Origin of the sequence: Lolliginicoccus suaedae, from assembly GCF_008312885.1 — a bacterium.
In the GTDB taxonomy this organism is placed as follows: domain Bacteria; phylum Actinomycetota; class Actinomycetes; order Mycobacteriales; family Mycobacteriaceae; genus Lolliginicoccus; species Lolliginicoccus suaedae.
Genome location: NZ_VSSO01000001.1, coordinates 1,130,512 through 1,154,371, shown reverse-complemented (window position 1 = coordinate 1,154,371; position 23,860 = coordinate 1,130,512). Strand labels below are relative to the sequence as shown.

Below are 23,860 nucleotides of genomic sequence, written 5' to 3'. Positions count from 1 at the left end.
GGCGGTCCGGGCCCGGACGGGGCGCGGCACCGAGGAGGAAAGGAACACGATGCCCAAGGGCGTACCGGAGCAGGGCACGATCCCCGACGATGGCCTCACCACCAGGCAGCGCCGCCAGCAGCCGGTGCTCGCGGTCCACACCGGCGCGGGGAAGGGCAAGTCCACGGCCGCGTTCGGCCTGGCGCTGCGGGCCTGGAACCAGGGCTTCGACATCGGGGTGTTCCAGTTCGTCAAGAGCGCCAAGTGGCGCGTCGGCGAGGAGACCGCCCTGCGCGCGCTCGGCGACGCGCACCTCGCCAGTGGCATCGGCGGCCCCGTCGAGTGGCACAAGATGGGCGAGGGATGGTCGTGGATCCGCAAGCACGGCGATGATTCGGACCACGCGGACGCCGCCCGCGAGGGCTGGGCGGAGATCGCCCGCCGGCTCGCCAGCGAGCGGCACCGCTTCTACCTGCTCGATGAGTTCACCTATCCGCTCAAGTGGGGCTGGATAGACGTCGGCGAAGTCGTCGACACCCTGCGCTCGCGGCCCGGCAACCAGCATGTGGTGATCACGGGACGGGATGCGCCCCCGGAGCTCATCGACGCCGCGGACCTCGTCACCGAGATGACCAAGGTCAAGCACCCCATGGACGCGGGGCGCAAGGGCCAGCGGGGCATCGAGTGGTGACCGTACCGGCAGTGGTGCTCGCCGCCCCCGCCTCGGGCAGCGGCAAGACGACGCTGGCCACCGGCATCATGGGCGCGCTCACCGACCAGGGCATGCGCGTTGCCCCGTTCAAGGTGGGGCCCGACTACATCGATCCCGGCTACCACGGTCTCGCCACGGGCCGGGTCGGGCGCAACCTCGACGCGGTCCTCACCAGCCCGGATCTCATCGGACCGCTCTACCAGCATGGTTCGCGAGGCTGCGACATCGCGGTCATCGAGGGAGTCATGGGGCTTTTCGACGGTCGCATCGGTAGCGGCGAGCCCGCGACCGGGTCGACGGCACACATTGCCGCGCTGCTCGGTGCGCCCGTGGTGCTCGTGGTGGATGTGCGCGGGCACAGCCAGAGCCTCGCCGCGCTGCTGCATGGCTTCGCCACGTTCGATCCGCGGGTGCGCATCGCCGGGGTGATCCTCAACCAGGTCGGCAGCGACCGGCACGCGGAAGTGCTGCGGGAAGCGTGCGACCGGGCAGGGATGCCCGTGCTGGGCTGCGTGCCGCGGCTCGATGCCGCGACGGTCCGTTCCCGCCACCTCGGCCTGGTCACGGCGAAGGAGGGCGGCGCGGGCGCCATCCGCGCGCGCGATGCGATGGTGTCGCTCGCTCGCGCGCACATCGATCTCGACGCGATCCGCGCGCTCGCGCGGGCGAGCACGAGCGCCGAGGCATGGGATCCCGCGGCAGCCATCGCGCCATCCCTCTCCGGCGCCTCGCCAGGATCCGCGCGGGTAGCGGTGGCGGCGGGGCCCGCGTTCAGCTTTGTCTACGCCGAGCAGGATGAGCTGCTGCGGGCCGCCGGCGCCGAGATCGTGCGCTTCGATCCGCTGGCCGATCCCTTGCCGCCCGGCTCCACCGCTCTCATCCTGCCCGGCGGATTCCCGGAGGAGCACGCGGGCGCGCTCGCGGAGAACGCGATAGTGCGCGCGCAGATCCGGGACGCCATCGAGCGTGGCATGCCCGTGCACGCGGAATGCGCGGGACTGGTCTATCTGGCGCGCGAGCTCGACGGGCACGAGATGGTGGGCGCGCTCGACGTGCGCGCGCGGTTCGGCAAGCGGCTCGTCCTCGGGTACCGGGACGCCATCGCGCTCGCATCGTCGGCGTTGTTCGAGCCAGGGGAGCGCATCACCGGCCATGAGTTCCATCGCACCAGCATCGAGGCGGGCGCAACGGGTAACGCACCGGTCCAGGACGCGTGGGGCTGGCGCGCGCACGACGGCGCCGCCGTGCGCGAGGGCGTGGTCCGTCGCGGTGTGCATGCCTCCTACTTGCATACCCATCCGGTCGCTCGGCCCGCGGCCATGGCCCGGTTCGTCAGGCTCGCCGCAGCGGGCGTGGGGGCGAGCGCATGATCGTGACAGCGGGGCTGGGCATCTCGTCGCGGGCCAGCCATCTGGATGTGCTGGACATGCTGGCGGAGCTCGCGCGAGCGGCCGGTGTACTGACATTCGTGGGAGTGGGGACCCTCGAGAGCAAGTCCGGCTCCCTGGCCCTCGTGCGTGGGGTGGAGGCTTTCGCGCCGATCCGCATCGAGGGGTTCGATGCCGCCGAGCTCACCGTGGTCCCGGTGCATGCGCCAAGCCGCAGGCTGGAGGCCACGGTGGGAACCGCGAGCGTCGCCGAGGCCGCGGCGATCTGCGCGGCACGGCGGCTGACTGGAGCCGCGCGCCGCGCGAGAGGCAGTTCCGACCTCATCCCGCGCGCGGCATCGCTGCGCGGATGGCCCGTTCCTGGCGCCGCCGCGGCGATCGACATGCTGGTGCCCAAGCTGGTGGGCCGCTTCGTCACGGGAGCGGTCGCGCGAGCTACCTGGGTGGACCAGCCGCAGCGCGGGCAGGCCATTGGTGCCGCCGGGATGGCCAGGTACTAGGCTTTGGCAGGTTCGCCGCCACCCTGCTGGTGGCATGTGGAGTGAGGAGCAGCAACGGTGCGCGATAGCACGTCGGAGGGCCGCGACGCGGCATCGGGCCAGACGCCCTACCTGGCAGGCCTTGATCTCGCCGGTCGCAAGGTGGTGGTCGTGGGCGGCGGGTCGGTGGCCCAGCGCAGGCTGCCGCTTCTCGTCGCCTCGGGCGCGCTCGTGGAGGTGGTGACCATCGCAGCGACCGCGGCCGTCGAGGGCATGGCGGCGGGCGGGCAGATCGAGCTTGACCTGCGCCCCTACCAGCCCGGGGATCTCGCGGGGGCGTGGTACGCGATCGCCTGCACCGACGATCCCGAGGTCAACGCCGCAGTGGTCGCCGAGGCCGAGTCCCAGCGGATCTTCTGCGTGCGCGCGGACGTGGCGCGCAAGGGCACGGCGGTCACGCCCGCATCGACGTCGTACGACGGGTTGACCGTTGGCGTGATCGCGGGCGGGGATCATCGCCGATCGGCCGCGATCCGCAACGCGATCCGCGATGCCCTGCAGACCGGCGCCGTCGACGATCATGGTTCCCGGTCGAGCGCCTATGCCGGCGTGGCGCTCGTCGGCGGGGGGCCGGGGGACCCGGACCTGATCACGGTGCGTGGCCGCCGCTTGCTCGCGCACGCCGATGTCGTTGTTGCCGACCGGCTCGCCCCGCCCGAGCTGCTCGCCGAGCTCTCCCCGTCCGTGGAGGTGATCGACGCATCGAAGATCCCCTACGGCCGGTCGATGGCGCAGGAAGCGATCAACGACACCCTCATCGATCGCGCGCGTGCTGGCAAGTTCGTGGTGCGGCTCAAGGGCGGGGACCCCTACCTGTTCGGCCGGGGCTTCGAGGAGCTCCTCGCGTGCGTCGAGGCCGGGGTGCCAGTGACGATGGTCCCCGGGATCTCCTCGGCGTTCGCGGTGCCCGCCGCGGCAGGGGTGCCCATCACCCATAGAGGCGTGGCGCACGAGGTCGTGATCGTCAGCGGGCACGTGGCGCCCGGCCATCCCCAGTCGCTGACGGATTGGTCGGCGCTCGCCCGGTTGCGGGGCACCATCGTGCTGCTGATGGGCGTCGAGCGGATCGAGCAGTTCGCCGCAGCGTTGCTCGACGGTGGGAGGGAGCCCGCCACGCCGGTCACCGTCGTGCAGGAAGGCACTACCCGGGGACAGCGCGTCGTGCGCACCGATCTGGCGCATGTCGCGGCGGCGGTCTCCGAGAACGGGATCCGGCCGCCCGCGATCATCGTCTTCGGCGATGTGGCGGGCATCGCACCTGGTATTTAGTGAAACGAATTGCGTGTTGGTTGACGATAGGTAACGAAAGGCTCGATCGACGACGCAAAGGAGCGCGGACCGTGAGCATCGACATCGGCGCGGGCAAAAAGCACGCGATGGCCAGCGATGGGCCGGGCTCACGAACGATCGACCAGGGATCCGCGACACCAGCGGGATCGGGCGGAGGAACAACGCACGTGGTCCACGACGGTGCAGCAACACGCGTCCTCGGATGGGCGATCGTCGTGCTCAGCGCCCTGCAGCTCATGGTCGTGCTCGACGGCACCGTCGTCAATCTCGCGCTCGCCCGCCTGCAGAACGATCTCGGCCTCACCGACAGTGGCCGCACCTGGGTCATCACCAGCTATGCGCTCGCGTTCGGCGGGCTGATGCTGCTCGGCGGGCGCCTCGGCGATACCTTCGGTCGCAAGCGCATGTTCATGGCCGGCGTCGCCGCTTTCACCATGGCCTCGCTCGTTGCCGGGCTCGCCACCACCGACATGGTGCTCATCCTCGCCCGCGTGCTGCAGGGCGCCGGTGCCGCCGTCGCCTCGCCCACGGCGTTCGCCCTGGTAGCCACCACCTTCGCGGCTGGTCCGGTGCGGAACCAGGCGTTCGCGATCTTCGCCATGATGACTGCGCTCGGCTCGGTCTCCGGCCTGTTGCTCGGTGGCGCGCTCACCGAGATCTCGTGGCGGTGGATCTTCCTGGTCAATATCCCGGTCGGCCTGCTGATCCTGGTCAAGGCCCGCACCGCTTTGCCCGAGTCGCAAGGACCGCGCCGCAGCCTCGATGTGCCGGGCGCGGTGCTGGGTACCTCGGGCGCCACCGCGCTGGTCTACGGACTGACCCAGGGTGCTGAGGTCGGATGGGACCACGGCAGCGTCGTCGTGGCCCTCGCGGTCGGGCTGGTGCTGCTCGGTGTGTTCCTCCTCGTCGAGCGCAGTGCCGAGAACCCCCTGCTGCCGTTCGTGCTCTTCCGCGACCGCGACCGTGTCATCACGTTCGTGGCGATCGCGATCGCGGGCTCCATCACCATGTGCATGGCCGTGTTCGTGGCCCTGTTCGTCCAGGAGATCATCGGCTTCAGCCCGCTCGAGGCGGGGCTGTCCTTCATGCCCTTCGCCGTCGCGCTCGGCATCGCCGCGCAGATCTCGGCGACCCTCGCGGTGCGCTACCAGCCCCGCTGGCTCGTGGCCTCGGGCGGGATCCTGATGGCCGTCGGACTCGGGCTGGCCTCCCGCATGGACGCGCAGTCCACCTACGCCGCGGACCTTCTTCCCGCGATCCTCGTTGTCGGTGCCGGAGTGGGCATGGCCGTGGTGCCGCTGACCCTGTGCGCCGTAGCGGGGGTCCCGTCGAGCGAGATCGGCCCGCTCACCGCGATCGCGCTGGTCGCCCAGACCCTCGGCGGCGCGATGGGGCTCGCCATCGTCGGTGCCATCGCTACTTCCCGCACCCTGTACCTCGGGGGCATCAGTGGTCCCGTCGATGAGATGACTGCCAGCCAGGTCACGGCCCTCGGCGACGGCTACATGTTCGCGATCGGCGCCACCGCGGGACTGGCCGTGGTGCTCACCCTCCTCGTCGGCCTGTGGATGCGCTTCACCCCGCAGCAGGTCGCGCAGGCACGCGCGGCCCAGGACGCGAGCGAGGTGCTCTAGCCCTGGTGCTCCCGTGTTGTCCCAGCGAACAGGACGCGCGGCACCCACCACAGGTAGAAGACCATCCCAAGCAGCTCGACGAGCGACTGGGTGACGATCACCACAGCCACGATCTCCCCGCCGGGCAGAGCCAGGGCCACGGGCAGCACAACGAACGAGTTCCTCGTTCCCATGCTGAATGCCAGGGTCCGGCCCTGCTCGACGGGCAGCCGGGCCAGCCATGCCAGCCCGCGGGCGAGCAGCGAGGCCGTGAGAAGATAAGCAACGAACACCGGCACCAGCACGGGCAGCAGGTGCATCACCTCGCCGACCGCCTGGACCTGCGCGCCAGCCACCAGCAGCACCACGACGGCGAGCAGGGGGACGGGGAGCCATCCGAGGCGATCGCGCGCCCGCGCCCGGCCAGGCCGGGACTCGAACCACCGCTCCGAAGCGATCGCCGCTGCAAGGGGCACCAGCACCACCGCTAGCGCGGGCGCGGCATCGCGTGGACCAATCGTCGTGGCGAGGCCGGGACCCAGCAGCAGCCATAAGTACAGCGGCAGCAGCAGCAGTTGCAGCACGAGGTTCACCGGTGTCGCGGCGATCGCGCGCGGCACATCGCCACGGCCGAGCTGCGTGAAGGTGATGAACCAATCCGTGCACGGCACCAGCAGCACGAGCAGCACCCCGAGCCGGATCGCGGGTTCGGCCGGCAGGAACTGAATCAGCCCCCAGGCCAGGGCCGGGACAAGGATGAAGTTGCCGAAGAGCAGCGCCGCCACGAAGCGACGATCCCGCAGGGCCTCGCGCATATGCAGCATCGGCACCTGGGTGAACGTCACGTAGAGCAGCAGCACGAGGAACGGCCAGATCAGCGCCTCGAGGAGGCCCCCGGCGCGCGGCCAGGCGCTACCGGCGAGCAGGCCCACCGCGATCGCGATGAGATAGATCCAGACCTGCCGACGCTCCAGGACCAGGCGATCCATCACCAGCCCCTCTCGACCAGGCATCCGCAGCTAGACGACCAATGTCACGTCGTGCGGGCCCGGAACCTCCGCCCGCATGCCGTGCTCCCCAGCGAGGCGCGCAACGCCCCGCGCATCCTCGGGCTCCCGCGGGGCCACCGCGAGCGCCCGCGCCAGCAGGCCCTTGTAATGCTTGTTGAAATGGCTCACCACGGCACGTGATCCATCTGGTCGCTCGCTCATCACCGTCACCGAGATGGCGCCCGGCACCGGACCGAGCGCGGCATACCCGCCCGAGCGGAGATCGACGACGAGCCCCCGTCCCAGCGCAGCGATCTCCTCGCCCAGCACGGGCCGCCACAAGGCACGCAACGTGGGCTCGCCGGGGATGCGCGAAGCAGCGGAGAGCTTGTAGTACGGGATCGGATCAGTCGCCCCCACCGCGCCAAGCAGCGCGGAGCCGATCATCAGGCGTTCCTCGGCCCTGCCACGCTCTGACAAGGTCATCGACCCGGCGTCGAGCGCATCGAAGAGCACCCCCGTGTAGCGCTCGAGCGCCGGCATCGAGGGGCTCGACCACAGCGCGGCATTGCGGCCCACATCGTCGAGCTGCCGCGGCCCTAGCTTGAGCGCCGCCGCGCACGCATCCGGGTCCGCAGCCAAAGCGACAGTGGCATCGACGATGTGCTCCCGGATGGGCGCGAGGCCCGGCAGCGCCAGCCTGGCGAGATCGAGCGGGGCGCCCGAGCCGCCGAGCGCCTTGGTCTCCGAGGGCGGGAGGATTATCAGCACGCCCCACACCCTATCGGTGACGCGCGCCAGCGTCGTGCCGCCATGTGCGACAACCGTGCCGGGCACGATAGTGTTGCATGCCGTGATCACCCGACTTTCTCACCTGTTCCTCCGCACGCTGCGCGAGGATCCCGCCGATGCCGAGGTCCCCAGCCACAAGCTGCTCGTCCGTGCCGGATACATCCGGCGCGTCGCACCGGGCATCTACTCCTGGCTACCACTGGGCCTGCGGGTGCTGCGGGAGGTAGAGCGCGTGGTGCGGGAAGAGATGGACGCGATCGGCGCGCAGGAGATCTCGCTGCCCGCACTGATCCCCCGCGAGCCCTACGAGGCGACCGGGCGCTGGACCGAGTACGGCGACGGGCTGTTCCGGCTCAAGGACCGCAAGAACGCTGATTACCTCCTCGGCCCAACCCATGAGGAGCTCTTCGCCCTGACGGTCAAGGGCGAGTACAGCTCCTACAAGGACCTTCCCGTCATCCTGTACCAGGTGCAGAACAAGTATCGCGACGAGGAGCGCCCGCGCGCCGGCATCCTCCGCGGCCGCGAGTTCATCATGAAGGACTCCTACTCCTTCGACGTCACCGACGAGGGGCTCGCCGAGTCGTACCAGCGGCACCGTGCCGCCTACCAGCGCATCTTCGACCGGCTCGGCCTGCGCTACGTGATCGTCACCGCGACCTCGGGCGCGATGGGCGGCAGCGCCTCCGAGGAATTCCTCGCCGAGAGCGCGATCGGCGAGGACACCTACGTCCGCAGCCCCGAGACCGGGTATGCCGCCAACGTCGAGGCCGTCACCACCCCGGTGCCCGAGCCGCTGCCCATCGAGGGCCTGCCCGCGGCGACGGTGCATGACACGCCAGGCACACCCACCATCGCCACGCTCGTTGACTGGGCCAACTCGAGCGAAGAAGTAGTCGAGCGCCTGGGCCGTCCCGTCACCGCCGCGGACACGCTGAAGAACGTCCTGGTCAAGACGCGCCTGCCGGGCGGGGAGTGGGAGTTGCTCGCCGTGGGCATCCCGGGCGATCGCGAGGTCGACGAGAAGCGGCTCGAAGCCTCGCTCGCGCCCGCTGAGTTCGCCATGCTCGATGATGCCGACTTCGCCTCGAGGCCCTTCCTGGTGAAGGGCTACATCGGTCCGCGGGCATTGCTGGACAACAAGGTGCGGTACCTCCTCGACCCCCGGGTCGTGCCAGGAACACGGTGGATCACCGGCGCCGACGCCCCGGGCAAGCACGTCGTGGACCTTGTCGCTGGCCGCGACTTCGAAGGCGACGGCACCATCGAGGCCGCCGAGGTCCGCGACGGCGATCCCGCCCCCAGCGGGGAGGGAACGCTCGTCTCGGCGCGCGGCATCGAGATCGGGCACATCTTCCAGCTCGGTCGCAAGTACACCAACGCGTTCGATCTCGACGTCCTCGACGTCAACGGCAAGCCCGCCCGCGTCACCATGGGCTCCTACGGCATCGGTGTATCGCGCCTCGTGGCGGTCATCGCCGAGCAGATGCACGACGAGAAGGGCCTGCGCTGGCCGGTCGAGGCCGCGCCCGCCGATGTCCATGTGGTGATCGCCAACAAGGACGAGCAGGCCTGGACCGGGGCCGAGTCGATCGCTGCGCAGCTCGATGACGCGGGGCTGCGGGTCATCCTCGATGACCGCAAGGCATCACCGGGCGTGAAGTTCAAGGACGCCGAGCTGATCGGTGTCCCCACCATTGTCGTGGTGGGACGTGGCTGGGCCAACGGCGTCGTGGAGATCCGGGACCGCGCGACGGGGGAGAACCGCGAGGTGCCTGCCGGGACCATCGTCGACGAGCTGACCTGATCGAGGCCTAGCCATCCCTGTTCCCGTTCCGGGTGCGGGGATGGCTGGCTAGAGGGCATGATCGGCATATGGTGTCCGCGAACCACCCCTTGGGCCAGCCTGCCGATATCGACGCCGTCGAGTCACTGATCACGCGGCTCGTGGTCACGCCGGACGAGCATGCCGAGCGCGCCGCGCGTCGCGCGATCGACGCCGGCCTGCCGCCCATCGAGGTGGCGCCGAACCACGGCAAGCTGCTGCACCTGCTCGTGGCGATCAGTGGTGCCCGCCGCGTGCTCGAGATCGGCACCCTCGCTGGCTATAGCACGATCTGGATGGGCTCCGCGCTGCCGCCGGACGGCACGCTGGTCACGATCGACAACGAGCCGCGCCACGCCAGGATCGCCGCAGCGAACATCAGCGAGGCGGGACTCACCGATGCCGTGGAGCTGCGCGTCGGCGAGGCGACCACGATCCTCGCGGAGCTCGCAGGCCCGGCCAGCACGAGCGCGCCCTTCGACTTCGTGTTCATCGATGCCGACAAGGAGAGCATCCCCGAGTACCTGCGCCTCGCGCTCCTGCTCTGCGCGGACGGCGCGGTCGTCGTGCTCGACAACGCGGTGTGGCATGGCGCGATCATCGACGCCGCCGACCCTGCTGCGCGTGGCATCCGCGCGGGCCTCGAACTGCTCGGCTCCGACAACAAGTTCGATGCCACCGTCATCCAGACCGTCGGCACCAAGGGCTGGGACGGCTTCGCGATCGCGCGCGTCCGCCCGGGCAATCAGGGCGAGCCCGGAAACGCCTCGGTGGCGGGCTGATCGCCCAGAGCGATCCGCCACGAAGCCGCGGTCCTGGCGCTCGAGGCCAGGGCATCGACAGCAGCTTCGCGCACGGGCCGCGCCGTAGCGCGCACGATCACCGCGTGCCAGGCCCGCGCGCAATCATCCTCGATGATGGCTGCCGCCCGTATCGCTGACGCAGAGGAATCGATATCCGTGGGGGCCTTGTAGGCGGGGGCGGCGATCACCGGGGCCAGCCCGAGCGAATCCATCGCCTCCACAACCGAATCGCGGCGCGCACGGTGCGCAGCGAGGGCGGCACGCACGGCCGTGGTGGCCGGCCCTTCCACGAACGCCAGCAGCGTGCCGTACAGGAAGACGGCGGCATGCTCCCGATCAAGGGCCCGGCCGAGCGCGGCAGCCTCGTCGAGGGATTCCGGCTCACCAGCAGGGGAGGCAATGCCGTGCGAGTCCCGGCGGCGCGCATCGCGGGGGCGGAAGTGCTGCATCACGCATCCCCCAGCAGCTCGAGGTGGGCGGAGCAGGCGGCACTGACCGACGCCAGCAGTCCTGCCCGGTAGCCCGTCGACCGGATCGCGGCCCGCCGGGTGGCTTCCACGGACTCCGCGAGCGCGGCGCGCACCGCGTCGAGGCCGGCGGGGGTCCCGGGCATCAGCGCCGGGATGCCGGCGAGCACCGCGTCCCGCTCCACGTCCATGCTCGCGGGCGGCTCGGTGATGCTCCGGCCCGCCGCGCGCGCGATCTCGGTACGCAGCGCGGCCGCATGCTCCACCCGCTGGGCCGTCACGATCCGCAAGGCATCGGCGCTCGCGGGGGCTGTCGCCGAGGCCGACCGCGCGAGCGCTGCATCGCGGGCCGCGGCCGCCGCATGGCTCGCCAGGCTGTCCTCCGCCGTCGCGGGGGACAGCGGAGCAGGCGGCGCGCCGCAACCGGCGAGGGCCAGCGCAGCGCCCGCCGCCACGGTTCCGGGCGGGACCGCGGCGAGCCACTGCCGTCGTGTCATGGATCTGCCGGGAATGCCGTCGGGGCGCGCGTGCGGGTTCACACCGGTCATCCTGCCATCCCCGGCGCGCTAAGCTAGAGCCTCGCGCGGCCACGGATGGCCGCGCGCTGCATAGCCGCGCACATCGAGACGAAGGGTTTGTTCATGCCAGTGCCATCCCGGGAAGACCTGGCCCGGATCGTGTCCCCCCTCGCGAGGGACCATGGCTGCGATCTCGAGGAAGTACGGGTCTCGCCAGCGGGCAATCGCAGCATGATCACCGTGGTGGTCGATGCGGACGAGCCGCTCGTGCTCGACGAGCTCGCAGGCCTGAGCCGCGAGATCTCCGAGGCGTTCGACGCTGCCGAGGTGTTCGGGGAGCTCGCCTATGTCCTGGAGGTAACCTCCCCCGGCGTCGATCGTCCGCTGACCCTGCCGCGGCACTGGCGGCGCGCTCGTGGCCGGCTGGTGAAGGTGCGGGCGGCCGGACGTTCCATCGAGGCGCGCGTTGGCGCGCTCGTCGGTGACCAGGAGCAGCCGGACGGCGTGATGCTCGTGGTCAGCGGCGCCGACGGACCGACCGCGCACGTGCTTGACCTCTCCGAGGTATCGAGCGCAGTGGTGCAGGTGGAATTCTCGGCACCGGACGCGCGTGCCGTCGCGCTCGCGCTCGGGGATGCCGGGAGCACGAACAATGAGGAGTCCCACAAGTGAACATTGATATCGCGGCGTTGCGGGCGATCGAGAGCGACAAGGACATTCCTGTCGATACCGTGATCGAGGCCATCGAGAGCGCGCTGCTCACGGCCTACCGCCACACCGAGGGGCACCAGCCCCATGCCCGGATCGACATCGACCGCAAGTCCGGCAACGTCGCGGTCATGGCGTACGAGGAGGATGCCGACGGCAACCTCGTGGCGGAGTGGGACGATACGCCCGAGGGCTTCGGCCGGGTCGCGGCCACCACGGCCCGGCAGGTCATCCTCCAGCGCCTCCGCGATGCAGAGAATGATCGGACATTCGGCGAGGTCTCCACGCACGAGGGGGAGATCGTCGGCGGAGTCGTCCAGCGGGATACGCGCGCGAACGCGCGCGGCATGGTGATCGTCCGGATCGGCAGCGACCTCTCCACGACCGAGGGCGTGCTGCCCGCGGCCGAGCAGGTCCCTGGCGAGCGCTACGAGCATGGCGATCGCCTGAAGTGCTACGTCGTGGGAGTGGCTCGTGGCATGCGAGGCACGCAGATCACGCTCTCGCGGACCCACCCGAACCTGGTGCGCAAGCTGTTCGCGCTCGAGGTGCCGGAGATCGCGGACGGGTCGGTGGAGATCGTCGCGGTCGCGCGCGAGGCCGGGCACCGCTCCAAGATCGCGGTCACTTCCCACGTCGCGGGGCTCAACGCCAAGGGCTCGTGCATCGGGACGATGGGCCAGCGGGTGCGCAACGTGATGAGCGAGCTTGGCCAGGAGAAGATCGACATCGTTGACTACGACGAGGATCCGTCGCGCTTCGTGGCCAATGCACTGTCGCCATCGCGCGTGCTCTCGGTCTCGGTCGTGGATCTCGCGACCCGCTCGGCCCGTGTAGTGGTGCCGGACTACCAGCTCTCGCTGGCCATCGGCAAGGAGGGCCAGAACGCCAGGCTCGCCGCGCGCCTGACAGGCTGGCGCATCGATATCCGTAGCGATGCCGCGACCGGTGAAGACGAGTAGCTTGGGCACGGCACGGTTCCTTCCCGGCCGGGCGCGGGCAGCGCGGTGGACGCCCAGAGCTCAGGGCGGTGGCCCGCCGAACGATTCGCATTTAACGTATCGCTCATCGCGCGCTACACTTGTGGGTGGTTCAACGTGAGCGACAGTTCGATCTTCCCGATGCCACTTCGCCCGGCGCACATGCCGGTGCGGACTTGTGTGGGGTGTCGGCGCAGGACGTTCGCTGCTGATCTGCTGAGGATCGTGGCTCTGCAGGGCGATGAGCATCGTTTCTGCCTGGCGCCTGATCCGCACCAGGTCTTGCCTGGTCGGGGAGCATGGTTGCATCCCACCACGCAATGCCTGGACAAGGCGGTCAAGCGGCGCGCGTTCGGGAAAGCTCTGCGACGGCCGGGAAACGTGGATACCACGGAGCTCGATCGTTTTGTCCGGGATTCACCGCCACCCGCGGGTGGCTGGCCCGGACGGTGCGATCGCGCCCGAGGGCGTGGTACCGGCAGTGATGAACCATGACAGCGCGACCTGCGAGAAGGGTAGGCACGAGAACACATGAGCAAGCAATGAAGTTCCCGCGATGAACAATCATCCGCGATAACCCGAGGTCGTGCGGCCTGTCACCGCTCGGCCTCATCAGTGAGGAGAGTAGTGCCAGGCAAGATCCGCGTGCACGAGCTAGCAAAAGAGCTCAGCGCATCAGGCCAGACGGTCACGAGCAAAGAGCTCCTGACCACGCTCAAGGAGCAAGGCGAGTTCGTCAAGTCAGCTTCTTCGACCGTCGAGGCCCCCGTAGCCCGCAGGATCCGCGAGCAGTATGCTTCCGGATCCGGCGCGAGCAAGTCCGCCCAGGAAAAGCCAACCCAGGGGAAGCCCGGCCCGGGCAAGCCCGAGGCCCCCGCGGGCCCGCGCAAGGGAGCCCCCAGTGGCTCTCGCCCGAAGCCAGGGCCAGCTAAGCCCGCAGCGCCGCAGGCGCCCGCGCCGAAGCCTGGAGCTCCCCGTCCCGCTCCGGAGGCGACCGCGCCACCGGTTAGCGAGGCACGGCCAGCACCCGCCCCCTCGAGCGCTCCGCGTCCCGCTGAGCCCGCAGCCCCGGCCGCCAGTGCCCCGGAGGCGAGCAAGCCCGCCGCGAGCAAGCCCCCGGCCCCCAAGCCTGGCGCGCCGAAGCCTGCCGCGAGCAAGCCCGCCGCCCAGGAAAGCGCCAGCCCGAGCCCCGCTGCTCCCGCGGCCCCGCGAACCGGTGCTCCCAAGCCCGGCCAGCGTGCGCCACGGGTAGGCAACAACCCATTCAGCGTGCCTACCGAGGCGCCCGCTGCCCGCCAGGCGCCCGCGCCTGGTCGGCCGAGCGCTCCGCGTCCCGGTGGCGCGCCAGGCCGTCCGGCCCCCGGCCAGGGCGGGCCACGCCCCTCGCCTGGCCAGATGCCGCAAAGGCCGACCGCTCCGCGTGCCGGTGGCGCGCCAGGCCGTCCGGCCCCCGGCCAGGGCGGGCCACGCCCGCCCGCTGGCCAGGGTGGTCCGCGCCCGTCGCCCGGGCAGATGCCCTCGCGGCCTAGCCCCGGGTCGATGCCTGCGCGCCCGAACCCCGGACAGATGCCCTCGCGCTCTGCCCGTCCCGCTCCCGGCGGTCGTCCCGGTCGTCCGGGCGGCGCACCAGGTGGTGGCGGCGGCGCCGCCCGTGGTGGCTTCCGCGGCGGACCCGGTGGTGCTCCAGGCGGCGCTCCCGGTGGTGCTCCAGGCGGCGCCCCCGGTGGCTTCCGTGGACGCCCAGGTGGCGGCGGCCGTGGCCGCGGCGGTGCTGCGGGCGCGTTCGGTCGTCCCGGTGGCGCACCGCGCAGGGGTCGCAAGTCGAAGCGCCAGAAGCGCCAGGAATATGATTCGATGCAGGCACCCAGCGTGGGCGGCATCCGCCTCCCACGGGGCAGCGGCGAGACCATCCGTCTCGCCCGGGGCGCCTCGCTCGCGGACTTCGCCGAGAAGATCGATGCAAACCCCTCGGCACTGGTGCAGGCACTGTTCCACCTCGGTGAGATGGTCACTGCCACGCAGTCGGTGAGCGACGAGATCCTCGAGCTGCTGGGCAGCGAGATGAACTACAACGTCCAGGTCGTCAGCCCCGAGGACGAGGATCGCGAGCTCCTTGACTCGTTCGACCTCACCTTCGGCGAGGACGAGGGCGTCGAGGAGGATCTCGAGCATCGGCCACCGGTGGTCACCGTCATGGGTCACGTCGACCACGGCAAGACCCGCCTGCTCGATACCATCCGCAAGGCCAACGTCCGCGAGGGCGAGGCCGGTGGCATCACCCAGCACATCGGTGCCTACCAGGTGCCGACCGTGCTCGAGGGCAACGAGCGGCTGATCACCTTCATCGACACCCCGGGCCACGAGGCGTTCACCGCCATGCGTGCCCGTGGCGCGAAGGCGACCGATATCGCCATCGTCGTGATCGCCGCAGATGACGGCGTCATGCCGCAGACGGTCGAGGCGATCAACCACGCCCAGGCCGCGGATGTGCCGATCGTGGTGGCTGTCAACAAGATCGACGTCGAGGGTGCCAACCCGGACAAGATCCGCCAGCAGCTCACCGAGTACGGGCTGGTTGCAGAGGAGTACGGCGGCGAGACCATGTTCGTCGATATCTCCGCGAAGCAGAACATCAACATCGATGCCCTGCTCGAGGCGGTGCTCCTCACCGCCGACGCGACACTGGACCTGCGCGCCAACCCCGAGCAGTCCGCTCAGGGCGTCGCGATCGAGGCTCACCTCGACCGTGGCCGGGGACCGGTCGCTACCGTGCTGATCCAGCGCGGAACCCTGCGGGTCGGCGACTCGATCGTCGCCGGGGATGCCTACGGGCGTGTCCGACGGATGCTCGATGAGAACGGCGACGACGTGCGGGAAGCATTCCCCTCGCGCCCCGTGCAGGTCGTGGGCTTCACCTCCGTGCCCGGGGCAGGCGACAGCCTCCTCGTGGTCGACGAGGACCGCATCGCCCGCCAGATCGCCGACCGGCGCAACGCGCGCAAGCGCAATGCACTGGCCGCGAAGTCCCGCAAGCGGATCAGCCTCGAGGATCTCGACTCGGTGCTGAAGGAGACCCACCAGCTCAACCTCATCATCAAGGGCGACAACTCGGGCACCGTCGAGGCGCTCGAGGAGGCACTGCTCGGTATCGATGTGGGCGAGGAGGTCGAGCTCCGGGTCATCGACCGTGGTGTCGGTGGCGTCACCGAGACGAACGTCAACCTCGCCTCGGCCTCGAACGCCATCATCATCGGCTTCAACGTGCGCGCCGAGGGCAAGGCCACCGAGCTCGCCAACCGCGAGGGTGTCGAGGTCCGCTACTACTCGGTCATCTACCGGGCCATCGAGGAGATCGAGCAGGCTCTCAAGGGCATGCTCAAGCCGATCTACGAGGAGGTGGAGCTGGGTCGTACCGAGATCCGCGCGCTCTTCAAGTCCTCCAAGATCGGTCTCATCGCGGGCTGCATGGTGCTCTCGGGCGTGGTGCGCCGCAACGCGAAGGCACGGATCCTCCGCGACAACATGGTCATCGCCGAGCAGACGACGGTCCAGTCGCTGCGACGCGAGAAGGACGACGTCACCGAGGTCCGCGAAGGCTTCGAGTGTGGTCTTACCCTGTCGTTCAACGACATCCGGGAAGGCGACATCATCGAGACCTACGAGATGCGGGAGAAGCCGCGCGAATGATCCATCAGGCTGCCCGTGACCATCACGGCTAGCCGCGACGAAGAGGGGCATCGCTATGCCAGCGATGCCCCTCTTCTGGTCGCACGAACCACTAGCGCAGGAAAGGCCGCTCACCACGTGTATGTTGGCGCGCTCGAGCTCGACATGCTTCTCGGGGATATTCGTTCCCTGAAGGAAAAGCGCTCGGTGATCAAGCCGATCCTCGCGGACCTCAAGAAGCTCGGGGTCGCGAGCAGCGAGGTCGGTGACCCCGACCTCCTGCGCCGCTCCCACCTCGGCATCGCGGCCGTCAGCGGCGATGCCGGGCACGTGCATGCGGTGCTCGATACGTGCGAGCGCCACGTGGCCGCGAGGCCCGAGATCGAGCTGCTCTCCGCCCGACGACGTATCCTCGGCCCAGAAGACTGACCCGCCACCGAGCTTGGCCCCCGGCTGCATCATCGCCGGGGCACGAGCATCCAGCACCAGCAACACAGGAAAGGGGGCCGTGATGGCTGATCCAGCCCGCGCCCGCCGGCTCGCCAAGCGCATCCTCACGATCGTCGCTACCGCCATCGAGCACGAGATCAAGGATCCGCGCCTCGAGTTCGTGACGTTCACCGACGCCCGCATCACCAATGACCTCCGGGACGCCACCGTGTTCTACACGGTGCGCGGCAGGGACCTCGACTCGCCCGCCGATCTCGACAGCGCTGCCGCTGCGCTCGAGAAGGCCAAGGGCCAGCTGCGCACCCGCGTCGGTGCCGGCACCGGCGTCCGCTACACGCCGAGCCTGGCATTCAAGCTCGACTCGGTGCCCGACACCGCGCGGCACATGGAGGAACTGCTCGCCAAGGCTCGTGCCGCCGACGCCGAGCTCGCCCGCGCGCGGGAGAACGCTACCTACGCCGGCGATCCGGACCCGTACAAGCTCGATGACGAGGATGAGCCGGACGCGGCGGCGGACGACCAGGGCGACAGCGAATCGCGGTAGCGACGGTGCCTGCCTTTCCCAGCTACGGCAGCGCGGGGCATGACCAGGTCCTGCGCGAGGTCACCGAGCTCCTTGGCCGGGCGCGCGATGTGGTGATCGCCTGCCATGTCCACCCGGATGCCGACACTCTCGGCAGCGGGCTCGCCCTCGCGGCGTTCCTGCGGTCGCGCGGGAGCCGGGTGTCGGTCTCCTTCGCCGAGCCCGCGCTGCTTCCCGAAGTGTTCGCCTCCCTGCCTGGCGCCGGAACCATCATGCGACCGGCGGAGCTGCCTGGGGATGCCGACACCTTCATCTCCGTCGATGCCGCATCGCCGGACCGGCTGGGAGAGCTTGCCCGGTACCTCGGGACGGCGGGCACGAGCATCGTGATCGACCATCATCGATCGAACGCGGGCTTCGGCGACATCAACTACATCGACCCGGGCGCCGATTCCACCACGATGCTCGTGGCGCGGATCCTCAAGCAGTTCGGGGCGGCCCCGTTCGCGCCGCATATCGCCCACTGCCTCTATGCCGGGCTCGTCACCGATACGGGATCGTTCCGCTGGTGCGGCCCGGAGGCGCACGTTCTCGCCGCGGAGCTCATTGGCTGCGGGATCGATGCCCGCGCGATTACCCGCGACCTGCTTGATTCGCACCCGTTCGGTCGTCTCGGGATGCTCTCGTCCGTGCTCGGTGGCGCTCGCCTCCTGCCGGAGGCAGCGGCGGGAGAGGGCCTCGTGCTCGCGACCGTCCACCAGTCGGACCTCGTGGACATTCCCGAGGACGAGCGGGAGTCGGTGATCGATATCGTGCGCGGTACCGTCGAGGCCGAGGTCGCCGCGGTACTGAAGGAGACGGGCCCCGCGCAATGGTCTGTGTCGCTGCGATCCAAGCAGTCCGTGGATGTCGCGCGCGTGGCGAGCGCGTTCGGCGGTGGTGGCCATGCGCGCTCCGCCGGGTTCGAGGCGACAGGCGAGCAGGAACCGATCATCGCGGATCTGGTGCGCGAGATTGGCTGAGCAGACGGTTCCCCCGGCGACCCCGGGACGAATCCTGCGGCTCGCGCTCCCGGCGCTCGGAGTGCTCGCGGCCGAGCCGTTGTACCTGCTCTATGATTTCGCGGTCGTCGGACGGCTCGGCGCATTGCCCCTCGCTGGCCTTGCCATCGGCGGGCTGATCCTTGCCCAGGTGACCACCCAGCTGACCTTCCTCAGCTATGGCACCACGGCCCGCGCAGCGCGCCACCACGGTGCGGGCGATCGGTCCGCGGCCGTCGCGGAGGGCATCCAGGCGACGTGGCTGGCCATCGGTATCGGTGTGGGCATCATCGTGGTCGTCAGCTGGGTGGCCGGTCCTGTGATTGGTGTCCTGTCCGGTGATCCTGCGATCGCGGAGCCCGCCCTCGCCTGGCTCCGGGTCGCGATCCTGGGCGCGCCCCTGATCCTCATCGCCATGGCTGGCAACGGGTGGCTGCGGGGCGTGCACGACACGGTCCGGCCGCTGGTCCTCGTCGCTACGGGCCTCGGTGTGTCCGCGATCCTGTGCCCCGTGCTGGTCCACGGCTTGCTCGGCGCGCCCGCGATGGGCCTCGTCGGCTCCGCGGTGGCCAATGTCATTGGCCAGGCTTGCGCGGCATTGCTCTTCCTGGGGGCGTTGCACCGCGAGCGGCAGCGATCCACCCATCCCATCGCGGTCCGGCCGCGGCCGGACGTGATGCGCGCGCAGGTCGTGCTCGGCCGCGACCTGATCATTCGCAGCCTCGCGTTCCAGGCTTGCTTCATCTCCGCCGCAGCAGTGGCGGCCCGGTTCGGGGCGAGCTCGGTAGCCGCGCACCAGTTGATGCTGCACCTGTGGAACCTCATCGCGCTGATGCTCGATTCCCTCGCCATCGCGGCCCAGGCCTTGATCGGCGCTGCTCTCGGCGGGGGCGCGACCGGGGCGGCCCGCGCGATGACCTGGCGCATCACCCGCTGGTCGGTGGTGTTCGCGCTGGTCCTCGCGACGGCTTTCGCGCTCGGCCATGCCACCATCCCGGCGTTGCTGACCGACGATCCGGGCGTGCTGGGCAGCGTCGCCTCGGTGTGGTGGGTGCTCGTGCTGCTCGTGCCGGTCGCGGGAGTGGTGTTCGCGCTCGACGGGGTGCTGCTCGGCAGTGGCGATGCCGCGTTCCTGCGCACGGCGACGGTGCTCTCGGCGGTGCTGGCGTTCCTGCCGATGATCTGGTTGTCGCTGCTGCTCGGCTGGGGGCTGCCCGGGATCTGGGCCGGGCTGGCCGCTTTCCTCTGCGCGCGGGCGGGCACTGTGGTGTGGCGGGCGCGGGGCGATCGTTGGCTGGTGGTGGGGGCCGACCGGCAGGAGCGGTCACCGCGTGGCTAGCGGCGGGGACCAGCACGGCATACTGGAAGCGTTGGAGGAGGTCGATTCGTGGCGAAACTGTTCGCGGTGTCCGATGTGCACGTCGGGCATCGTGGTAATGCCGATATCCTGGGGATGATCCAGCCGGAGTCCCCGGATGACTGGCTGATCATGGCCGGGGACGTTGCCGAGCGCAGCGACGAGATCCGGTCGACGCTCTCGGAGCTGCGGTCGCGATTCGCGCGGGTGATGTGGGTGCCGGGCAACCATGAGCTGTGGACCACCGCCCGGGATCCCGTCCAGGTCAAGGGGGTCGCGCGGTACAACTACCTGGTTCGGTTGTGCCGCGAGATCGGTGTTGTCACGCCCGAGGATCCATGGCCGGTCTGGGAGGGCGAGGGTGGCCCGGTGACGATCGCCCTGATGTTCCTTCTGTATGACTACACCTGGCGCCCGGCCGGTACCGCCACGCGGGGCGAGGCACTGACGGTGGCGCGCGATCGCGGAGTGGTGGCCACCGATGAGTTCCTGCTGCATTCCGAGCCGTACCTGACGCGCGATGCGTGGTGCCAGGCGCGCGTGACGGAGACGAAGGCCCGGCTCGATGACCTGCCCCAGGGAACGCGGACCGTTCTGGTCAATCATTGGCCGCTGCGGCGCGAGCCGACGCGGATCCTGCGCTACCCGGAGTTCGCGCTGTGGTGCGGCACGGACCTGACGGCCGATTGGCATCGCCGCTACCATGCGGTGAGCGTGGTATATGGGCACCTGCACGTGCCACGCCGGACCTTCTACGATGGTGTTCCGTTCGAGGAGGTATCGGTCGGCTATCCGCCCGAGTGGAAGCGCCGGGGCTTGCCTAGCCCGGTGCTGCGCCAGATCCTTCCCGCGCCGGTGAACCCGCCACCGCCGCTGATGTTGCCCGCAAGCTTCCGCCGTGAGGAGACCCCGTGATCGACAAGCTCGTGCCGGAGCCGCTAGTGGCGGCGGAGGCATTCGAGGACCCAGTGGGCATGTTCGTCCCGGAAGCGGAGCGTGCCGCCGTGGCCCGGGCCGTCCCCAAGCGCCAGGCCGAGTTCTTCACGGTCCGCTTCCTGGCCCGCCGCGCGATGAGCACGCTGGGCGTCCCTGGAGCCGAGCACATGCCGATCCTCAAGGGTGATCGTGGTGCCCCATCCTGGCCGGGCGGGGTCGTCGGCAGCATGACGCATTGCGCGGGCTACCGGGCCGCCGTGGTGGGCCTGGCGGCGGATGCGCGGGCCATCGGCATCGACGCGGAACCACATTCCACGCTCCCGGGGGGAGTGCTGCCGAGCGTGAGCATCCCTGAGGAGCGGGACTGGCTCGCCGGGGCCGTCCCGGCCGAGCATCCGGGCATTCATCTGGACAAGGTGCTGTTCTGCGCCAAGGAGACCACCTACAAGGCCTGGTTCCCGATCACAGGACGGTGGCTGGGCTTCGAGGACGCCCACGTGACCATCGCCGTGGCCGAGTCCGACAGCGCGCACGGAACGGCCACCGGGTCGTTCTCCTCCCGCATCCTCATCGACGGCACCGCCCGCGAGGGGGCGCCGCTGAGCACGCTGGAGGGGCGTTGGCGGGTGGAGAACGGTCTCATCGTCGCGGTGATCATCGTTCCCCTCGAGGCTGGCAACGGTGGCTGAGCGCGCGGGGGGCCACGTCCTCGGCGGCCTGGTGATCGTCGACAAGGCTCCCGGCATGACCAGCCACGACGTGGTGGGGCGCGCGCGGCGGATACTGGGCACGCGGCGAGTCGGCCACGCGGGCACCCTTGATCCCATGGCCACGGGCGTGCTGGTGCTCGGGGTAGGGCGAACCACCAAGCTGCTCGGCCACCTGAGCCTGGCGACCAAGGAGTACCACGCGACGATCCGCCTCGGGCAAGCCACCACGACCGATGACGCCGAGGGCGAGGTGGTCTCGGCGTCGCCCGCGGGCCACATCACCGAGGACGACTACGCGCCGGTGATCCGATCACTGACCGGAGTGATCGATCAGGTCCCGTCCTCGGTCAGCGCGATCAAGATCGACGGCAAGCGTGCGTACCAGCGGGTGCGTTCCGGCGAGGACGTCGCGCTGCCATCCCGCGAAGTTGCCATCACCCGGTTCGATGCCGTGGAGGCCCGCCCGGCCGGGGACCTGCTCGATATCGATGTCGAGGTGGAATGCTCGAGCGGCACCTACATCCGTGCCCTCGCCCGCGATCTAGGTTCGGCGCTCGGCGTCGGGGGACACCTGGTCCGCTTGCGGCGAACGCGGGTGGGGCCATTCTCGCTCGACGACGCGCGCACCCTGGAGCAGCTCGCCGAGAACCCCACGATGTCACTCACGCTCGATGAGGCGGTCAGCAGGGCATTCCCGGTGCGCCTGATCAGTGATGCCGAGGCCCAGGAGCTGCGCAACGGCAAGTGGCTGGAGCCGACGGGGGAGTTCGCGGGGGTCCACGGCGCGGTGGACGGCGAGGGCACGGCCTGGGCGCTGCTCGCGGAGAAGGGACGCCGCGCGAGCCCGGTGTTCGTGGCACGACCGGTGGGAGTCGTGGACTAGGAGCCGAGCCAGATGGCCTGGGCGGCGATATCGCCGAGCTCCACGGTGGTGTCATCGGTCCCGACCCGGATGCAGACGGTGCCCGCGTAGTCGCGGCGCTCGACGATGGTGATGCGGGTATCGAGCTGGATGCCGACGGATTCGAAGTAGCGGAGCATCTGTGCATCATCGTCGGAAATGCGGGCGATGACACCGGAATCACCGTCGGAGTGCTCGCTCAGCGGACGGGCATCGAGGGCGGAGACGTCGCCATCCTCGGACGGGATGGGGTCGCCGTGCGGGTCGCGCTCGGGGAAGCCGAGCTTGCTGTCGATGCGGGAGATGAGCCGGTCCGATACGGCGTGCTCGAGCACTTCGGCCTCTTCATGGACCTCGTCCCAGCGGTAGCCGAGCTCGCGGACGAGGAAGGTCTCGATCAGCCGGTGGCGGCGCACCATGGAGATCGCGGCGCGCTTGCCGGCGTCGGTGAGCGCGATGGATCCGTAGCGGGCATGGTCGACCAGACCCTGGTCGGAGAGCTTCTTGATCGACTCGGAGACGGTCGAGGCGGAGACACCGACCTTCTCGGCGAGCATCTTGGCACTGACACGCTCATCGGACCATTCGCACAGGGACCAGATCGTCTTCAAATAGTCCTCGGCCGCGGGAGATAGTGCTGGGGCAGCGGGATCGGGGCTTGATCGTGTCCGGTTGTGAGATTGAGGCACGCCTACGAGCTTAGGCAATCCTCGCGAGGGCGTCACTTCGCGGTGTCGTTCTGGGCCGCGTGAGCGATGCTCGCGGCACCCCCATCCGATGCGCGTGTGCGGGCCTCGGCGATGCCAGGATCGGGCGCTGCCGAGGCGCGGGCGCGTTGCCAGCGCCGGGTGAGCAAGCCGTGGGCAGGGCTGAGCAGATAGGCCGTCGCGAACGCGATGGATTGGGCGAGCACGACCATGCCGCCGGTGGACGCGTCGTAGTAGTAGGAGGCGTAGATGCCTGTGGTGGAGGCGAGCACCGCAATTATCGGCGCGATGACCAGCATGCGGGAGAAGCGATCGGTCAGCAGGTAGGCCGTGGCGCCGGGGGTGATGAGCAGGGCCACCACGAGGATCACGCCCACGGCCTGGAGGGCGACGACGATCGTGATCGCGAGGAGCACGAGCAGCAGCGCGCCGATCCTGGCCACGGAGATGCCCACGGCCTGGGCGTGCGCCTTGTCGAAGGCGTAGAGAGTGAGGTCGCGCCGCTTGACCAGCAGGATCGCGGCGGTGATCCCGCCGAGCACGAGCACCTGGATCATGTCGCGCGGCGGAATGCCGAGCAGGTTGCCGAACAGGATGTGCATGATGTCGACCTGCGACGGGTTGCGCGAGACCAGCACGAGGCCGAACGCGAACAACGCGGTGAACACGATGCCCATCGCGGCGTCCTCCTTGATGCGGCTGGTCTTGCGCACCGCACCGATGAGAGCGACCGCGAGGAGAGCGAAGGCGAGCGCGCCAACAGCGAAGGGGGCACCCACGATGTAGGCGAGAGCGACTCCGGGGAGGACCGCGTGGGAGATGGCATCGCCCATCAGCGACCAGCCGACGAGCACGAGCCAGCAACTGAGCAGGGCGCACACGACGGAGGCGACGATCGCGACGATGAACGCGCGCTGCATGAACTCGAACTGGAGCGGGTCGAGCAGTAGATCCAGGATGTTCATCA

Annotated in this window: 24 protein-coding genes and 1 pseudogene; 19 read left to right on the top strand and 6 right to left on the bottom strand. The window is 69.9% G+C overall.

Annotated elements, in window-relative coordinates:
• The first annotated feature begins 49 nt into the window (after positions 1-49).
• From cobO to FXO18_RS05295, 5 genes are all read left to right on the top strand, one after another.
• The gene (cobO, locus tag FXO18_RS05315; protein WP_149359952.1) at positions 50-670 is read left to right on the top strand and encodes a cob(I)yrinic acid a,c-diamide adenosyltransferase; all 621 of its coding nucleotides are present in this window, start codon (positions 50-52) and stop codon (positions 668-670) included.
• Positions 667-2,061 (top strand): cobyrinate a,c-diamide synthase, encoded by a 1,395-nt coding sequence (locus FXO18_RS05310; protein WP_407936425.1) that lies wholly within the window; start codon positions 667-669, stop codon positions 2,059-2,061. The genes cobO and FXO18_RS05310 overlap by 4 nt, the downstream gene beginning before the upstream one ends.
• On the top strand, positions 2,058-2,579 hold the full coding sequence (locus tag FXO18_RS05305; protein ID WP_149359951.1) for a cobalamin biosynthesis protein: 522 nt from the start codon (positions 2,058-2,060) through the stop codon (positions 2,577-2,579). Before FXO18_RS05310 ends, FXO18_RS05305 begins: the two co-directional genes overlap by 4 nt.
• A 57-nt stretch (positions 2,580-2,636) precedes the next feature.
• The gene (cobA, locus tag FXO18_RS05300) at positions 2,637-3,887 is read left to right on the top strand and encodes a uroporphyrinogen-III C-methyltransferase (protein WP_149359950.1); all 1,251 of its coding nucleotides are present in this window, start codon (positions 2,637-2,639) and stop codon (positions 3,885-3,887) included.
• 107 nt (positions 3,888-3,994) lie between these two features.
• A complete protein-coding gene (locus FXO18_RS05295; RefSeq protein ID WP_149360138.1) occupies positions 3,995-5,542 on the top strand; it encodes a DHA2 family efflux MFS transporter permease subunit in 1,548 nt (515 codons plus the stop codon).
• Here FXO18_RS05295 and FXO18_RS05290 read toward each other — a convergent pair.
• Both FXO18_RS05290 and FXO18_RS05285 read right to left on the bottom strand, forming a co-directional pair.
• Complete coding sequence (locus FXO18_RS05290) at positions 5,539-6,510, bottom strand: arsenic resistance protein (protein WP_149359949.1); 972 nt, start codon at positions 6,508-6,510, stop codon at positions 5,539-5,541. The genes FXO18_RS05295 and FXO18_RS05290 overlap by 4 nt on opposite strands.
• A 30-nt stretch (positions 6,511-6,540) precedes the next feature.
• On the bottom strand, positions 6,541-7,281 hold the full coding sequence (locus tag FXO18_RS05285; protein ID WP_149360137.1) for a YaaA family protein: 741 nt from the start codon (positions 7,279-7,281) through the stop codon (positions 6,541-6,543).
• 82 nt (positions 7,282-7,363) lie between these two features.
• Here FXO18_RS05285 and FXO18_RS05280 point away from each other — a divergent pair, with 82 nt between their 5' ends.
• Entirely contained in the window at positions 7,364-9,109 is a 1,746-nt protein-coding gene (locus FXO18_RS05280) for a proline--tRNA ligase (RefSeq protein WP_149359948.1), read from the top strand.
• Between the two features lie 68 nt (positions 9,110-9,177).
• A complete protein-coding gene (locus FXO18_RS05275) occupies positions 9,178-9,909 on the top strand; it encodes an O-methyltransferase (protein WP_149359947.1) in 732 nt (243 codons plus the stop codon).
• Here FXO18_RS05275 and FXO18_RS05270 read toward each other — a convergent pair.
• Both FXO18_RS05270 and FXO18_RS05265 read right to left on the bottom strand, forming a co-directional pair.
• The gene (locus FXO18_RS05270) at positions 9,873-10,379 is read right to left on the bottom strand and encodes a DUF4439 domain-containing protein (RefSeq protein WP_149359946.1); all 507 of its coding nucleotides are present in this window, start codon (positions 10,377-10,379) and stop codon (positions 9,873-9,875) included. The two genes, FXO18_RS05275 and FXO18_RS05270, sit on opposite strands and share 37 nt — an antisense overlap.
• Entirely contained in the window at positions 10,379-10,945 is a 567-nt protein-coding gene (locus tag FXO18_RS05265; RefSeq protein ID WP_149359945.1) for a hypothetical protein, read from the bottom strand. Before FXO18_RS05265 ends, FXO18_RS05270 begins: the two co-directional genes overlap by 1 nt.
• Positions 10,946-11,038: 93 nt before the next feature.
• On the opposite strand from FXO18_RS05265, the gene rimP reads away from it, so the two are divergent.
• The 12 genes and pseudogenes from rimP to truB all read left to right on the top strand — a co-directional run bounded on the left by rimP (position 11,039) and on the right by truB (position 22,168).
• Positions 11,039-11,587, top strand: coding sequence for a ribosome maturation factor RimP (gene rimP, locus FXO18_RS05260; RefSeq protein WP_149359944.1), 549 nt, complete (start codon positions 11,039-11,041; stop codon positions 11,585-11,587).
• Complete coding sequence (gene nusA, locus FXO18_RS05255) at positions 11,584-12,585, top strand: transcription termination factor NusA (protein ID WP_149359943.1); 1,002 nt, start codon at positions 11,584-11,586, stop codon at positions 12,583-12,585. Before rimP ends, nusA begins: the two co-directional genes overlap by 4 nt.
• A gap of 159 nt (positions 12,586-12,744) precedes the next feature.
• The gene (locus tag FXO18_RS05250; protein ID WP_149360136.1) at positions 12,745-13,098 is read left to right on the top strand and encodes a YlxR family protein; all 354 of its coding nucleotides are present in this window, start codon (positions 12,745-12,747) and stop codon (positions 13,096-13,098) included.
• A gap of 120 nt (positions 13,099-13,218) precedes the next feature.
• Positions 13,219-13,338: pseudogene (locus tag FXO18_RS16285) on the top strand (hypothetical protein); the annotation flags it as partial.
• A 45-nt stretch (positions 13,339-13,383) separates the two neighbouring features.
• Positions 13,384-16,290: a translation initiation factor IF-2 gene (gene infB / locus FXO18_RS05245; protein WP_456237246.1), complete on the top strand. Its 2,907-nt coding sequence runs from the start codon at positions 13,384-13,386 to the stop codon at positions 16,288-16,290.
• Positions 16,291-16,407: 117 nt separating this feature from the next.
• A complete protein-coding gene (locus FXO18_RS05240; RefSeq protein ID WP_149360135.1) occupies positions 16,408-16,698 on the top strand; it encodes a DUF503 domain-containing protein in 291 nt (96 codons plus the stop codon).
• Between the two features lie 82 nt (positions 16,699-16,780).
• Positions 16,781-17,263, top strand: coding sequence for a 30S ribosome-binding factor RbfA (gene rbfA, locus FXO18_RS05235; protein ID WP_149359941.1), 483 nt, complete (start codon positions 16,781-16,783; stop codon positions 17,261-17,263).
• 5 nt (positions 17,264-17,268) lie between these two features.
• Positions 17,269-18,264: a DHH family phosphoesterase gene (locus FXO18_RS05230; RefSeq protein ID WP_235900453.1), complete on the top strand. Its 996-nt coding sequence runs from the start codon at positions 17,269-17,271 to the stop codon at positions 18,262-18,264.
• Entirely contained in the window at positions 18,257-19,621 is a 1,365-nt protein-coding gene (locus FXO18_RS05225; protein ID WP_235900452.1) for an MATE family efflux transporter, read from the top strand. Before FXO18_RS05230 ends, FXO18_RS05225 begins: the two co-directional genes overlap by 8 nt.
• A 48-nt stretch (positions 19,622-19,669) precedes the next feature.
• On the top strand, positions 19,670-20,554 hold the full coding sequence (locus FXO18_RS05220; protein WP_149359939.1) for a metallophosphoesterase family protein: 885 nt from the start codon (positions 19,670-19,672) through the stop codon (positions 20,552-20,554).
• Entirely contained in the window at positions 20,551-21,264 is a 714-nt protein-coding gene (locus tag FXO18_RS05215; protein WP_328593346.1) for a 4'-phosphopantetheinyl transferase family protein, read from the top strand. Before FXO18_RS05220 ends, FXO18_RS05215 begins: the two co-directional genes overlap by 4 nt.
• Entirely contained in the window at positions 21,248-22,168 is a 921-nt protein-coding gene (gene truB / locus FXO18_RS05210; RefSeq protein WP_407936438.1) for a tRNA pseudouridine(55) synthase TruB, read from the top strand. Before FXO18_RS05215 ends, truB begins: the two co-directional genes overlap by 17 nt.
• Here truB and FXO18_RS05205 read toward each other — a convergent pair.
• Both FXO18_RS05205 and FXO18_RS05200 read right to left on the bottom strand, forming a co-directional pair.
• Positions 22,165-22,875, bottom strand: a complete 711-nt coding sequence (locus FXO18_RS05205; protein WP_235900451.1) for a metal-dependent transcriptional regulator — start codon at positions 22,873-22,875, stop codon at positions 22,165-22,167. The two genes, truB and FXO18_RS05205, sit on opposite strands and share 4 nt — an antisense overlap.
• Positions 22,876-22,907: 32 nt before the next feature.
• The gene (locus tag FXO18_RS05200) at positions 22,908-23,858 is read right to left on the bottom strand and encodes a metal ABC transporter permease (protein WP_149360131.1); all 951 of its coding nucleotides are present in this window, start codon (positions 23,856-23,858) and stop codon (positions 22,908-22,910) included.
• Positions 23,859-23,860: the final 2 nt, after the last annotated feature.